Raw genomic sequence first — 13174 nt, forward strand, 5'->3', positions numbered from 1 at the left:
GACTTACCATGGTGAATCGTTCGATTCGCCGCGTCAGTTCGCTTCGCTCTCGAGTTTGTCGAGGTTTGACTGGGCCTGCTCTTCGCTTACGGGGACGTAGCCGACATCGGAGATGACGTCGGTCGAAGACTGCTCGATGTAGAACTCGACGAAGTCGTAGACCGCATCCTGCTGGAGCGCGTCCTTGTTAACGTAGATATACAGCGGTCGTGCCATCGGATACGTGCCCGACTGGGCCTCGTCGATGCTCGGTGCGGTGCACTCGTCGTCCTCGGTCTCGCGGATCTCGAGTGCTTTGAGTGCGTCCTGGTTTTCCCGATAGTACGCGTAGCCGAAGTAGCCGATCGCGTTTTGAGTCGACGAGATGCCCTGCACGAGCTCGTTGTCGTTTTCGGTCTTCTCGTACTGCGTGACGTGGCTCCCGGCGTCGCCGATGACGTTGGTATTGAACCAGTCGAAGGTTCCAGACGTCGATGGCGGGCCGAAACGTACGATCTCCTCATCGGGCCAGTCGGAGTTGACGTCGGCCCACGTTTCTGCGCCGCCCTCGCTCCAAATCTGGGCGAGTTCGTCGTAAGTCACACAGTCGATCGGCGAATCGTTGTGGACGGCCATCGTGACCGCGTCTTTCCCAACCTGGAACTCGATGGGGTCGACGCCGCTGTCGCTGCAGTCTTGGACCTCAGCATCCTTGATCGGTCGCGAAGCACCGTTGATATCGGAGTCGCCTGGACAGAAATTGTTGTTGAAGCCGCCACCGGTTCCAGTCGAGTCGGTGGTGACGCTTATACCGTCATTTTGCTCCATGAACTCTTCGGCGAGCCTGTCGGACACCGGGAACACCGTACTACTTCCCGTGACGACGACACGCTCGTTCCCACCATTACCCGTGTTTTCGGTACAGCCAGCGATCGCAGCGGCACCCACTGCGCCCGTCGCGGCCAGGAACTTTCGTCGAGAAAACGAGCGACCCGAACGATCCATCTGGGTATCGGTCATCAGGTGAACGTTCGACTGTATATAGAAATACGATGCTATGTTAGCTATGTATTGCTATATAGATCGCCATAGCTCCGAATAGCTTACTCGGCGAAGACCAATTCCACGACACTGAACGGTTTAACGCGTTACTGACGGCATTAGGTACTATGCGCACATTCACCACATATTACATAGCCGACTATAGCTGTGTGAGACTATAGATTTCGCAAAACTATAGTGGGGAGACCTGCCAGACGAGATATCGTCGCCACTCTCAAAAAACCGTTCCGGTACGGCGACACCGTGAACTCAAGATCCGCAATAACGACACCGGTCGATTCGGTCCCTGTTCGGATCGAAACCGACCGCAATCCCGTTACTCCCCGGCGATCCCCTCGAGCGTCTGGAGATTCGTCGCGGCCTGTTCGTTGCTCGAGGGGACGTAGTTGATCTCGTTTGCGATCCAGTCGGCCGTCGAATTCTCGAGATAGAATCGCACGAAAGCGGCGACTTCCTCACGCTGGAGTGCCTCCTCGGAGGGGTATATAAATAGCGGCCGAGCCATCGGGTAAGTACCTGTTCGGGCTGCCTGCAGGCTCGGATCGCCACACGCGTCGCTCGCGTCTGCTTTGATCGCCAGCGCCGTGATACGGTCTTGGTTCTGTGCGTAGTAGGAATACCCGAAGTAGCCGATCGCGTACGGACTACTCTCGAGCCCCTGGACGATGGTCTCGTCGTCCTCCGTACTGACGTAGTCGGAGCGGTGGGTGCCAGCGCGACTGACGACGTGCTGGGAGAACCAGTCGTAGGTCCCCGATGTCGTGTCGGGGCCGTAGAGTTCGAACGGCTCATCGGGCCAGTCGGCGTTCAGGTCAGCCCACGTTTCTGCGCCGCCGCTCTAGATCTGGGCGAGCTGGTCAAAGGAGAGGCAGTTAGCCCACGTGTTTTCCGTGCTGACGGCCATCGTGAGCGCGTCGCCTGCGATCCGCATCTCGACCGGCGTCACGTCGTTTTTGCTACAATGAGTTTTCTCCGCATCCTTGACCGGGCGTGACGCTGCGTTGATGTCCGAATCGCCGGGGCAAAAGTGGTTCTCGAACCCGCCGCCGCTGCCGGTCGAATCGACCGTGACGGTGACATCCGGATGTTTTTCCATAAATCGGGTTTTCATCTCCTCGGAGATCGGATACACCGTACTCGAGCCCGTGATCGTGATCTCCCCGGAGAGGCCGTCGCTGCCCTCGGTTTCATCCTGGCCGTTGCCAGCGGGTTCGTCGTCACTGCTAGTTTCGCTTCCGAGACAGCCGGCGAACGCAGCCGCCGTTACCCCGCTGGTCGCTGTCAAGACGTTCCGCCGCGACACCCCCTCGAAAGACCGTCCGAACTGGTCGCGTCTCATCATGTGAACGACACGGAAGCCTATAAAAATACGATGCTATGAGGACTGTATATCTATCAATAGTATTCAGTTCGTATATAGATCCGTTCGCCACGCCGTAGGCCCCGATCGCTCAGGCGAGCAACTCCTCGCTGTTCTCGAGTGCATAGAGCGTCCGAGCGGCCACGTTCACTGCGTGGTCACCAACTCGCTCTATGTCGCGGACGATCACAAGCGTCCGAGAGACGTCCGAAAGGACGTTTTCGAGTGGCCACTCGTCTGACCCGTTCGGGAACGCCTGTGGACTGTTGACTGCATCGCCGTCGACGCGGAGGTCGATGAGCGTGCGGACGATGCGCTCGGTCACGGCCTCACAGCGGGCATCGAGTTCGTCGTCACGATCGGCGACCGCAAAACAGGCGTCCACGTCGTCCGTGACGAACGCCTCGATCGCGTCCTCGACGAACTCGAGTGCGAGCGCGGCGATCCGCTCGAAATCGACATCGGGAAGCGTCGGTGCAGACCCAGTCGACGCCAGTGTATACTCTGCCAAGTTGGTCGCGAGATCGCCCACCCGCTCGAGATCGGTGACGATCTTGAACGTCGCGATGACGCTCCGAAGGTCGCTAGCGACCGGCTGGTACAGCGCCAGCAGGTCGAGACATTCGCTCTCGATCTCGAGGGAGCGGCGATTGACGGCCTGATCGCTCGCGATTACTTCGCGCGCGAGCGCACGATCACCGGCGAACAGCGCGCTGAATCCATCTGCGAGCTGGTCGCGGACGAGATCGCCCAGTGCGATGACCGTCTCGCGAAGGCGCTCGAGGCGGTCCTGATAGTCCCCGCGTGTCATCACCCGAACTTGCCGGTGACGTAGTCCTCAACCCGTTCGCTCTCAGGGTTCTCGAAGATCTTGTCGGTGTTATCGTACTCGACGAGCTTGCCGCCGGTGAGGAACACAGCGGTCTGGTCGCTGATCCGCGCGGCCTGCTGCATGTTGTGGGTGACGACCACGACGGTGTACTCCTCGGCAAGCTGCTCGATGAGGTCCTCGATCTTGGCGGTTGCGACCGGGTCCAGCGCGCTCGCGGGCTCGTCCATCAGAATCACGTCGGGGTCGACGGCGAGACAGCGCGCGATGCACAGACGCTGTTGCTGGCCGCCCGAGAGCCCGAGTGCGTTGTCGTCGAGGCGATCGGACACTTCGTCCCACAGCGCGGCCTGCTTGAGCGAACGCTCGACGATCTGTATTTCTGCCTCGCTGTCGTCGCCGCCGAGCAGCTTGCCCAGCAGGCCGACGTTCACGTCGCCGTGCTTGCGCGGCCCGTAGGAGACGTTCTCGCGGATCGACTTCGGGAACGGGTTCGGGCTCTGGAACACCATCCCGACCTTCTTCCGGAGCTTCACCAGGTCGGTGTCGCCCTCGTAGATGTTCTCGCCATCGATCTCGACGGTCCCCTCAACTCGGGCACTGTCGATCCGATCGTTCATCCGGTTGAGACATCGAAGGAACGTCGACTTCCCGCAGCCGCTCGGGCCGATCAGAGCCGTCACGCTCTGCTCGGGAATGTCCATCGAGACGCTGTCGATGGCGTGGTCGTCGCCGTAGTACACGTCGAGGTCCTCGACCGTGATCGCGGCCTCGTCCTCGAACTCGTAGTCAGTCCACGAGTCGACGAGTCGCTCGTCGGTCTCGGCGTCGACCGTGAGGCTGTTGGATTGCTGTTCCGTGAGGCTCTTGGATTGCTGTTCCTCGTTCGTTCGTGTCACTGTTTGGTCGCTCATTGGTTTAGCTTCTTCCTGAAGTAGATCCGCGAGGTGATACCGATGGCGTAGAAGCCCAGTACCACCATCAGCAGTACGAGGGCGGTCCCCCATCCGAACGCCTCCTCCTGGCCGACGCCGGCGGTGATGACGGCGTACAGCTGGTAGGGGAGCGCGCTCGAGGCCTGTAGCAGCGCCTCGTTCTGGACGAACGGCGGCGCCGCGGTGAACCGGAACGAGCCAAGGATACTTGGCGCGCGCGCCGGGAACGGTGTCCCGCTGGTGACCAGCAGGATCGGCGCCGTCTCGCCAGCGATCCGACCGACGCCGAGGATTACGCCCGTCACGACGCCGGGCATCGCGGCCGGCAGCACGACGCTCCGGATCGTCTGCCACTGGTTGACGCCCAGCGCGGCACTGGCGTCGCGGTACTCGTCGGGAACGCTCTTGATCGACTCCCGACTGGTGATGACGACCAGAGGTAGCAGCATGAACCCAAGCACCATCATCCCTGCCAGCAGCGAGTTCGCGTTGCCGAACCGCGGCACGAGGAACGCGTAGCCGAACAGGCCGTAGACGATACTGGGCGTACTCCACAGCGCGTTGGTCGCGGTCTCGATGACCGCGGTGAATCGGCCCTGTTCGGCGTACTCGGTGAGGAAGACGGCGGCGCCGATCCCCATCGGGATCGCGAGTACCACCGCGCCGACCACGAGCCAGACCGTGCCGACGATAGCCGGGAAGATGCCGTTGTGCTGCTGGCCGAGCATGACGCCCTTCGTGAGGAAGGGAACGGAGATGTTCAGCCCTGGACCGAACTGTGCGCCCTCGAGGAGCTTCGGCAGCCCCTTGCGGACGACGAACAGAATCAGCAACAGGAGTACGGCGATCATGCCGAATGCGTTCAGCCCGATCATCAGATACGCGCCGTTCTGTCGGCCCTGGCTGCCGAACTCCTCGGCGACGATCGCTCCGCTCCAGGCGACCAGCAGGCTGAGCGCGATCGTCACCAGCGGCACGACGATCGGCGCGTGGAACGTGGCCTTGATCGACGGCGGATCCCAGACCCAGCCGACGTCGACGAATCCAGCGACGAGCAAGACGCCCCAAGCCAGCGCGAGGAGGCCGACTGGGAGCGTTGTCCCGATGTCTTCCGGGAGCACTGCGACGCCGAGCGTCGCGATGAGCGCGACGACCAGCCCCACGAGGACGCTGCCGGTCGCGCCGACGCCAAACAGGATCGTCGTCACGAGACCGCCGGTTGCGAAGCCGACGACGCCGAACGCAACACCGGTGCCGAGTCCGGTGTACTGGTCGGCGGTGGTCTCGAAGAGGCCGACGTTCGACGCGATCCCAGCGGTGATCAAACCGGCGCCAGCGAGCAGGAACACGACGCCGAACAGCGCGAACAGGGAGAGGCCCGCGACTGCGGTGTCTGGGCTCGTGCGATCGAACAGCGTCGTCCAGCCGAGCAAGAACGTGACGATAGAGATCCCAACGATCCCCAGCGCGACGCGATCGAACATGTCGATCCCCGGCGCAGCCGTCCGGGAGGAAGTCTCTCCGCTCATGATTCACCCTGTAGCTGATGTTTCATCCGTCGTTCAATATACTGCGAGCCGATCGACAGCACGGTGACGCTGACGAACAGCACGACGCCCGCGGCGAACAGCGCGCTCATGTGCGTTCCGCTGGCGACCCCGTACTGGCTCGCGATGAGGCTGGTCAGCGTCTCCGTATTCCCGAAGACGTCGTATAGTGGGTCGGGCAGCCGCTGGGCGTGGCCCAGGATCACCGTCGCCGCCATCGTTTCGCCGACGGCACGCCCGACGCCGAGTAGCACGGCAGCCGAGACTCCCGAGAACGCGGCGGGGATGGTGATGCTCTTGATCGTCTGCCAGTCGGTCGTTCCAAGCGCGAGCGAGCCGCTTTTCATCGATTCAGGGACGCTCGCGATGGCGTCCTCGGCGACGGAGACGACCGTCGGCAGCGACATCAGACCGACGACCAGTCCCACGATAACGAGGCTGCCGGATGTCGGCAGTTCCAGGTTCTCCATCATGTAGTCGTTCAGAATGGTGAAGCCGATGAAGCCGTAGACGATCGAGGGAATTCCCGCGAGCGTCTCGACGGCGGGCTTGACGATCTCGCGGACCGCGTCGGGCGCGATCTCGCTGATGAACAGCGCGCCCGCGACGCCGAGCGGCCCGGCGATCAGCATCGCCAGGATCGTCGTGACGAGCGTGCCCCACATCATCGGGACCAGCGAGTACACTTCCTCGCCGCGGGTTCGCCACATCGGCGCGGACGTCTCGGTGAACATCGCGAGGCCCATCTCCCGCATCGCCGGAAGCGCCTCGATGATAAGGTAGACGGTAATCAGCGCGAGGATCGCTCCCGTCGCGATCGTCGCGAGGAAGGTCAGCGCCTTCGCCGTCGTCGCCTGATGGTTCCACAGTCCGTACCCGACGGTGAATAGGAATCCCGCCAGGGGGATCGCCGTGAACTGCGAGCCGAGCAGGAACAGGATCGTGGTCGCGACGAGACACAGCGCGCCCGCTGCCCCCGCGGTGACGACGCGGTCGTCTGACGCCTCGACCCCGAATCGGTCCTTCAGTTGTTGGTGTAGTTCTGTCGTTGACATAAAATACCGTGGTTGAACGGCGACGCGGCTTAGTTAGACGGCTCGGGAAGCTTCGAGAGCTGCTCTTCGCGCTCCTCCGGCGGAATCATGAAGTAGTTGTTCGGCGCGACGAAGTTCTGCTGGCCGAACTCGCTCAGCAGCATGCGGATGAACGCGGCCTCCTTCTCGCTGGTGTCCTCGTAGGTGTAGCAGTGGAGGTCCCGGGAGAGCGGGTAGTCCTTCGAGCCGAGGTTCTCGCCGAGGGTGTAGGTCGTGCCGTCGAGCGTCAGCGAGATGGCGGGGACGCGGTTCTCGTCGACGAACGCCAGCGCCATGTACGCGATGGCGTTGTCGGAGTTCGCGACCGTCGTCTGGACCTGCTGGTTCTGGCCCTGGCGGACGTCAACGCTCATTTCCGCCTCGGGGTCGCCGAGCATGTTGGCGCGGAACGCGGTGTCGGTACCGGAGCCGACTGCGCGGCCGACAGCCTGGATCTCCTTGTCGGGGCCGGAGTACTTGTCGATCTCGGACCAGTTCGTGATCTCGCCGGTGTAGATCCCGCGGACCTGGTCGCCGTTGAGTTCGGTCACGCCCGCGTCGTAGATCTCCTTGCTGACGACGACCGGCTGGCCGTCGCGGCCGACGACGTGGTCGACGTACTTGTCGAGTTCCTCCTGGCTGGCGTCGGGCAGCTCGTCCGCGACGCCGGAACTGGCGTCGCCGATGTCGACCTGCCCGTTCGCGACCTTCTCGATGCCGGTTCCCGAGTGGCTGAGACCGACGTTGACCTGGAACGGCGGAGTGCCGTCGTCGTTGGCCTCGAAGCCGTAGAGGCCGGCCCAGTAGTCGGCCATCGGCTTGTCGGTGTCGATGTCGTACTGGCCGGGGCCCCAGTACTCCTCGTCGTCGGCCGGCGGGTTGGAGTTCCAGACCGACGCGCCGTCGGACGTGATCGGGTACACTGTCGAGGAACCGTCGGCCGTCAGTGGGCTAGTGCTACCGTCGCTGCTTGCATTGCCCAGACAGCCGGCGGCCGCCATCGTCCCGAGTGCGCCGGTCGCTGCGATGAACTTCCGTCGCGAAACCGAATCCACAGAGCGCTCGAACTGGTTGTCTGCCATCACCTGAGAAATCCGACGGGCTATAAAAATACGATGCTATGAACCATATATACCGATCAGTGGCGACATAGCTCTATATAGCTCTACGCCGGCGGCAACCAACGCGACGGGTGGCGACTACAAAGCGCTCGGCTCCGCGTGACGGTATCGCTACTCGTACCCGGGTCGGAGTCAACGAATCGCGACACTGACTTACAGCTAGCAGTATAACTCGGCGTATGAGTTCCCTGCAGGTGGGCACAGTCGTACTCCTTGGGATCGCGCTCGTGCTCGGCTGTGCCGCCGTCGTCTATCGGGACGCGACACGAAACGAGGTCTCGAGACCCCCACTCTGGGCGGGCGTCGTGGGCGTCGCCTGGGGTAGCGCGCTGGGGCTCTATCTCTCATCCCTGGCTGTGCCGATTCCCGGCTTGCTCGTGATGGTCGTCGGGGGGCCGGCGCTGTACCTGTTCGAGCGCGACGACGCGACACATGACGACGAACCCGCCGATCCGTTCTCGCTGCCGAACGGTCCCAGCGATGACTCCGCGAGCGACAGTCGTCACGACGAGTGACGAACAACCGGCCGACTGCCGCATACACCACACGTCTTTTGCCCCCGCCCGTCTAACGGCCGCCAACATGAGCGACTCCGCACCTTCTGGGGCCGACACCGACGCCGACGACGGCGGAGCGGCACAGGTCTCGAGCCCGGACTACCACAGCGAGAACCACACGGCCGCCCAGACCTGCGGCTGGACGGCAAACGCCCTCCGCGGCGAAGGCAAGTGTTACAAGAACATCTTCTACGGCATCGAATCCCATCGGTGCATTCAGATGACGCCGGTCGTCCGGTGTAACGAGCGGTGTGTCTTCTGCTGGCGCGATCACAACGGCCACGCCTACGAACTGGACGACGTCGAGTGGGACGACCCCGAAGCGGTGGTCGACGCCTCGATCGACCTCCAGAAGAAATTGCTCTCGGGTTTCGGCGGCAACGAAGAGGTCCCCCGTGAGGTCTTCGACCAGGCGATGGAACCGCGCCACGTCGCCATCAGCCTCGACGGCGAGCCGACGCTGTATCCCTACTTGCCCGAACTCATCGAGGCCTTCCACGATCGGGACATCACGACGTTCCTCGTTTCCAATGGCACCCGCCCCGAGGTGCTCGCCGAGTGCGACCCCACCCAGCTGTACGTCAGCGTCGACGCCCCCGAGCGCCACACCTTCGATCAGGTCGTCGGCGCGATGGAAGACGACGCCTGGGAGAAGCTGCTCGAGACGATGGCCGTCCTCGCCGACAAAGACGAGACTCGCACGGTCATCCGGACGACGCTGGTCGACGGAGAGAACATGCACCATCCCGACTGGTACGCCGGCTTCTACCAGCAGGCCGATCCCGACTTCATCGAACTGAAAGCGTACATGCACGTCGGCCACTCGCGGGGCCGCCTCGACCGCTCGTCGATGCCCGACCACGAGGACGTTGTCGAGTTCACGGAATCAGTGGCTGAACACATGCCCGAGTTCGACGAGGTCATGGGCGTCCCAGCATCCCGCGTCGCGTTGCTCTCGAAGACGACCGACACGTGGGTGCCGAAACTGAAGAAGGGGAGCGAGTTCTGGGAGAGCGATCCCGTCACTGGGGACTGATACGGACTGTTGTCACTGTATCCCGGTACACCCCATGGCGGGTCGTGAGTGCGCCGGCACTAGCTGACAGGACTCCGGACGACCCAGCAGCCAACGGCCCGCGATCTCGAGGGCCGCATAGTTGGCAAGCATATTTACGTGTCGCACGTCCGAACGTGCGCTAGTGTCACTTCGATCGTTCATCGACGATACCGGCTCCCCCGATCGGACGATCGCAGTCGTCAACGACGACGCGGCCGGCCCCCTCGAGGGGATGCTCGCCGACACGTTCGACGGCCAGTCGATCAGCGTCGCGCCGAACGCGGCCGTCCCGTCCGAGGGACAGCTCGCGCCCGAAATCGCCGCGACGCTCGAGACAAGCGAGGATACCGCCGTTCTTCTCGAGGACGGGGAGCCGGTCGCGGCCTCCCCAATGCACGAACTCTACGAGTCGATCCTCGCGATCAACTCCGATCTGTTCGTCACCGGCGCACGCAGCGTCGGCGAGATCGAGTTTCCCGACGTGCTGGCGGGACTCGGAGGGACCCGCTTCCAGCTACGGGGGTACCCGCTCGCACACAAGGAGAAGCTGCTGTTGATCATCGTCTCGCGGTACATCGAACAGCGTGCCTGGACAGCCGGTAGCGGCACGCTCCGCAGTGCATTCCAGCGCCTCTCGCGTATCGACGACGAGATCGGTACCTACGAGACCTACGCGGCGATCGCGGAGACCGCCGTCGATGTCCACGCCTACGGGGCCGACGGCGGTGGCTCGACCGACCTGCCCGTGACACCCCATACGGGACCGGACGCGGAGTACCGGGACGGCTGGTTCGTCGTGTTCACCCCGGACGAGCGCACATCGCCCGACACGGACGGGATCGCGCTCGTCTGTCTCGAGACCGAGCCGCGTGTCTGGGACGGCTTCTGGACGAGCGATCAAGAGCGCGTCGCCGCGATCGACGACTACATCGCGCGGGCACTGTAGCGCGGCGCGTCTCACCCGCGACGCCGGTCTCCTTCGAGCAGCCTATAATTCGAGGCGGGAACTTTGGACGACCCCTTCGATCGTCACGCGGAGTTTCTGACTGATCGCGACCAGTGCCGCCGAGTACACAGCCGCACCGACCGAGACGACGGCGAGCAGGTGGTACCACCGATCGACGGGGACGGTTCGGAGGAGTAGAAGGACGACGACGAACATCAGCACCGATGCCACGACCTGCTCGAGCAGCGTCCGGGGGACCAACTCGACCGCCGGCAGTTCCTGCCTGACGACGTATGCGGAGAGGAGATACCGGAGCGCCTCGGCGACGACCGTTGCGATCACGACTCCGATCGCGCCGTATGCGAGCGTCAGCGCGACGCCGAGGACGACGTTCAGCCCGAGCGTCGTCGCCGAGATCCATGTATTGACGTCCGGCCGATCGATCCCACCGATCGCGCTCGTGAGTGGCCCGCTTTGTGTACTCACGATCTGGAACAGCGCGAGCCCGATCAGCAACGAGGCGGCGTCGGCGTACTCGGCCCCGAACGCGGTTACGACGAGCGTTTCGGGCATCGCGGCGGCGCCGAAGAACATCGGAATCGCGACGATGCTCGAGAACGCGAGCGTGTTCGAGATGTCATCGCTGACGTCCTCGCCCTGGCTGTGGAGCCGGCTGACGCGGGCCATCAGCACGCTCTGGGCGGCCAGCATCACGAACGTCGCCGGGACGGTGAGCTTCAGTGCGACTTCGTACTGGCCGGCCGCGGCGGGTGCCAGCAGGTAGCCGAGCAGGATAATGTCGAATCGATCGTAGGCCTGCCCGAGAAACGAGTTTGGGATGCTGTACTTCGCGTACGACCAGAGGCTCTCGAGCGTGTCACGTGACGGGACCGTCGGTGTCGTCCGGACGAAATACCAGAGTGCGGGCAGCGAGAGGAACGTCGCTGCGGCGAGCCCGTAGGCCATCCCCGCAGCGCCGAGGCCGAGAAGGACGAGCCCGAGCTGCAGCGGGAAGGTCAGCAGCGACCGAAACGTATCGATCCACATCGATGCGCCGGCGAGCCCCCGGGCCTGGACGACGCGGTCTGTGGGCTCGTACAGCGTGACGGCCCCCATCAGGACGACAAATAGCACCGGCGCCGCGGGGATCCCAGTGTAGGAGACGAGCCACTGCGACGCGAGCATGCTGACCACGCCCGTGAGCACGACCCACGCCAGTGTGAACACCAGTTGGCCGCCGACCAGCTCCCGTTCGGGGGCGTCGGCTTCCGAGAACCGCTTCATAATCGCCGTCCCCCACCCGTTGACCGCCCGGTCGCCGAGCTTGACCAGCGAGAAGAGAAGATAGTAGCCGCCGAACCCGGTCGGACCGAGCATCCGCGCGAAGACGACGGTCCCGGCAAAGCCGATCGCGGCCATCGCGAACTTCGCAGCCGTCGCCTTCACCGTCTCGCCGCCGAGGCTGACCGACGTCGCGTCCGTCATCCGTCTCGAGCAGAACGTGGCGACCGATGGCTCAGACCGGCGGGTCCGGTCCGGCGATCGAGCGGCGCGCGGACGATCACCCGCGCCGGCGTTCGGGCGACGACGTTCGATCGACGTGAATTTGGAATAGCGTGGATCGTCACCATCGATGTCAGTGGACGAGTTAGAGACGACTGCATCATCCGGCGGTATCAGTGTACCGCCTGCCACAACTGCCGATCGCGCTGCCGGCCGGACATTGAATAGCACGTTCGTGGTTCACACGTCTATGACGCTGGGGATCGTCGCTCTCGACGCCGCCGACTACGACCTCGCCCGCGACTGGGGCTGTGAGAACATGCTGCTCGAGACCCACCAGCAACTCGACACGTTCGCCTACTCCGGCGAGAACCCGAACACACTCGAGGTCTGGACGTCGACTGCGACCGGCGTCGGACCCGAGGAGCACGACCTCGCCTCGACCGGCGAGCAACAGCAGTGGCACAATCCGGTCCTCGAGTACGCGAGCGCGGTGGCACCCTATCTCCTGCCGAAAGAGGCACGCGTCAGGATCGGCACGTGGCTGCGCAGCGACGGTGGCGATACGACCCGAAACGGTGGTGGAAACGGAGGCGTCGGAATGACACTCCGGCAGACCAACCACTCACACCTCTTCGAGCCGGAGAATCGCGCCGTCCGGTGGTGGCCCGGAGTCACTCCCGGCGAGCACTTGAGCGAGACCTGGCACTGGCTCAACCTCGCCTCGAACGGTGATATCTCCGACGACGACCTCTGGCGGCGGCTGTACGGGAATGCCGGGCTCGAGGCCGGCTGGCTGCAGGGGATGGGACAGACGGACGTAGCCGTCGCCGGCGTCCACATGCATGTCCTCGATGCCGCCGGCCACGCCTTCGCGACGCATCCGGACCGCCTACAGGAGGTGTACGAACGGGTCGATCGCTTGCTTGGGTCCGTCCGCGAGCACGTCGACGAACTACTGGTGCTGTCGGATCACGGGATGCAAGTCGAGTGGATCGACGGCGATTCCGAACCCGGCTTTCACAGTTGGCGGGCGCTCGCATCGACGACGCTCGCCGCCGACCCGCCAAAAAGCGTGTTCGACGTTCGCGACTGGGTCGACGAACACGCAGCCGACAGCGACGACAGGCGGGCTGAGCGGCAACCAGCAGTCATGGACACGACAGAAAAACAGCTTCGGGATCTGGGCTATCTCGAATGACCGG

At 63.6% G+C, this 13174-nt stretch carries 11 protein-coding genes and 1 pseudogene; 4 read left to right on the forward strand and 8 right to left on the reverse strand.

Annotation, left to right across the window (positions count from 1 at the left end; genetic code table 11):
* Positions 1-33: 33 nt before the first annotated feature.
* From E2L06_RS11410 to E2L06_RS11440, 7 genes and pseudogenes are all read right to left on the reverse strand, one after another.
* Positions 34-999, reverse strand: coding sequence for a phosphate ABC transporter substrate-binding protein PstS family protein (locus tag E2L06_RS11410; protein WP_138781496.1), 966 nt, complete (start codon positions 997-999; stop codon positions 34-36).
* Positions 1000-1357: 358 nt separating this feature from the next.
* Positions 1358-2380: pseudogene (locus E2L06_RS11415) on the reverse strand (phosphate ABC transporter substrate-binding protein PstS family protein).
* A gap of 112 nt (positions 2381-2492) precedes the next feature.
* On the reverse strand, positions 2493-3212 hold the full coding sequence (gene phoU, locus E2L06_RS11420) for a phosphate signaling complex protein PhoU (RefSeq protein WP_138781498.1): 720 nt from the start codon (positions 3210-3212) through the stop codon (positions 2493-2495).
* Positions 3212-4144 carry a phosphate ABC transporter ATP-binding protein PstB gene (gene pstB, locus E2L06_RS11425; protein WP_138781500.1) on the reverse strand — a complete coding sequence of 311 codons (933 nt, stop codon included), beginning with the start codon at positions 4142-4144 and terminating at the stop codon, positions 3212-3214. Before pstB ends, phoU begins: the two co-directional genes overlap by 1 nt.
* Positions 4141-5694, reverse strand: coding sequence for a phosphate ABC transporter permease PstA (gene pstA, locus E2L06_RS11430; RefSeq protein ID WP_138781503.1), 1554 nt, complete (start codon positions 5692-5694; stop codon positions 4141-4143). The genes pstB and pstA overlap by 4 nt, the downstream gene beginning before the upstream one ends.
* On the reverse strand, positions 5691-6767 hold the full coding sequence (gene pstC / locus E2L06_RS11435; protein ID WP_138781505.1) for a phosphate ABC transporter permease subunit PstC: 1077 nt from the start codon (positions 6765-6767) through the stop codon (positions 5691-5693). The genes pstA and pstC overlap by 4 nt, the downstream gene beginning before the upstream one ends.
* A 29-nt stretch (positions 6768-6796) precedes the next feature.
* Positions 6797-7867 carry a PstS family phosphate ABC transporter substrate-binding protein gene (locus tag E2L06_RS11440; RefSeq protein WP_138781508.1) on the reverse strand — a complete coding sequence of 357 codons (1071 nt, stop codon included), beginning with the start codon at positions 7865-7867 and terminating at the stop codon, positions 6797-6799.
* Between the two features lie 218 nt (positions 7868-8085).
* On the opposite strand from E2L06_RS11440, the gene E2L06_RS11445 reads away from it, so the two are divergent.
* The 3 genes from E2L06_RS11445 to E2L06_RS11455 all read left to right on the forward strand — a co-directional run bounded on the left by E2L06_RS11445 (position 8086) and on the right by E2L06_RS11455 (position 10466).
* Positions 8086-8421 (forward strand): hypothetical protein, encoded by a 336-nt coding sequence (locus tag E2L06_RS11445; RefSeq protein ID WP_138781510.1) that lies wholly within the window; start codon positions 8086-8088, stop codon positions 8419-8421.
* Positions 8422-8488: 67 nt separating this feature from the next.
* The gene (gene twy1, locus E2L06_RS11450) at positions 8489-9499 is read left to right on the forward strand and encodes a 4-demethylwyosine synthase TYW1 (protein ID WP_138781512.1); all 1011 of its coding nucleotides are present in this window, start codon (positions 8489-8491) and stop codon (positions 9497-9499) included.
* 163 nt (positions 9500-9662) lie between these two features.
* Positions 9663-10466 (forward strand): histidine kinase, encoded by an 804-nt coding sequence (locus tag E2L06_RS11455; protein WP_138781514.1) that lies wholly within the window; start codon positions 9663-9665, stop codon positions 10464-10466.
* A 42-nt stretch (positions 10467-10508) separates the two neighbouring features.
* On the opposite strand, the gene E2L06_RS11460 is transcribed toward E2L06_RS11455, so the two are convergent.
* A complete protein-coding gene (locus E2L06_RS11460) occupies positions 10509-11951 on the reverse strand; it encodes a lipopolysaccharide biosynthesis protein (protein WP_138781516.1) in 1443 nt (480 codons plus the stop codon).
* 268 nt (positions 11952-12219) lie between these two features.
* On the opposite strand from E2L06_RS11460, the gene E2L06_RS11465 reads away from it, so the two are divergent.
* On the forward strand, positions 12220-13170 hold the full coding sequence (locus E2L06_RS11465) for an alkaline phosphatase family protein (protein ID WP_171052352.1): 951 nt from the start codon (positions 12220-12222) through the stop codon (positions 13168-13170).
* Positions 13171-13174 lie beyond the last annotated feature (4 nt).

The sequence above is a fragment of the Haloterrigena sp. H1 genome (assembly GCF_005938085.1).
Lineage (GTDB): Archaea > Halobacteriota > Halobacteria > Halobacteriales > Natrialbaceae > Natrinema.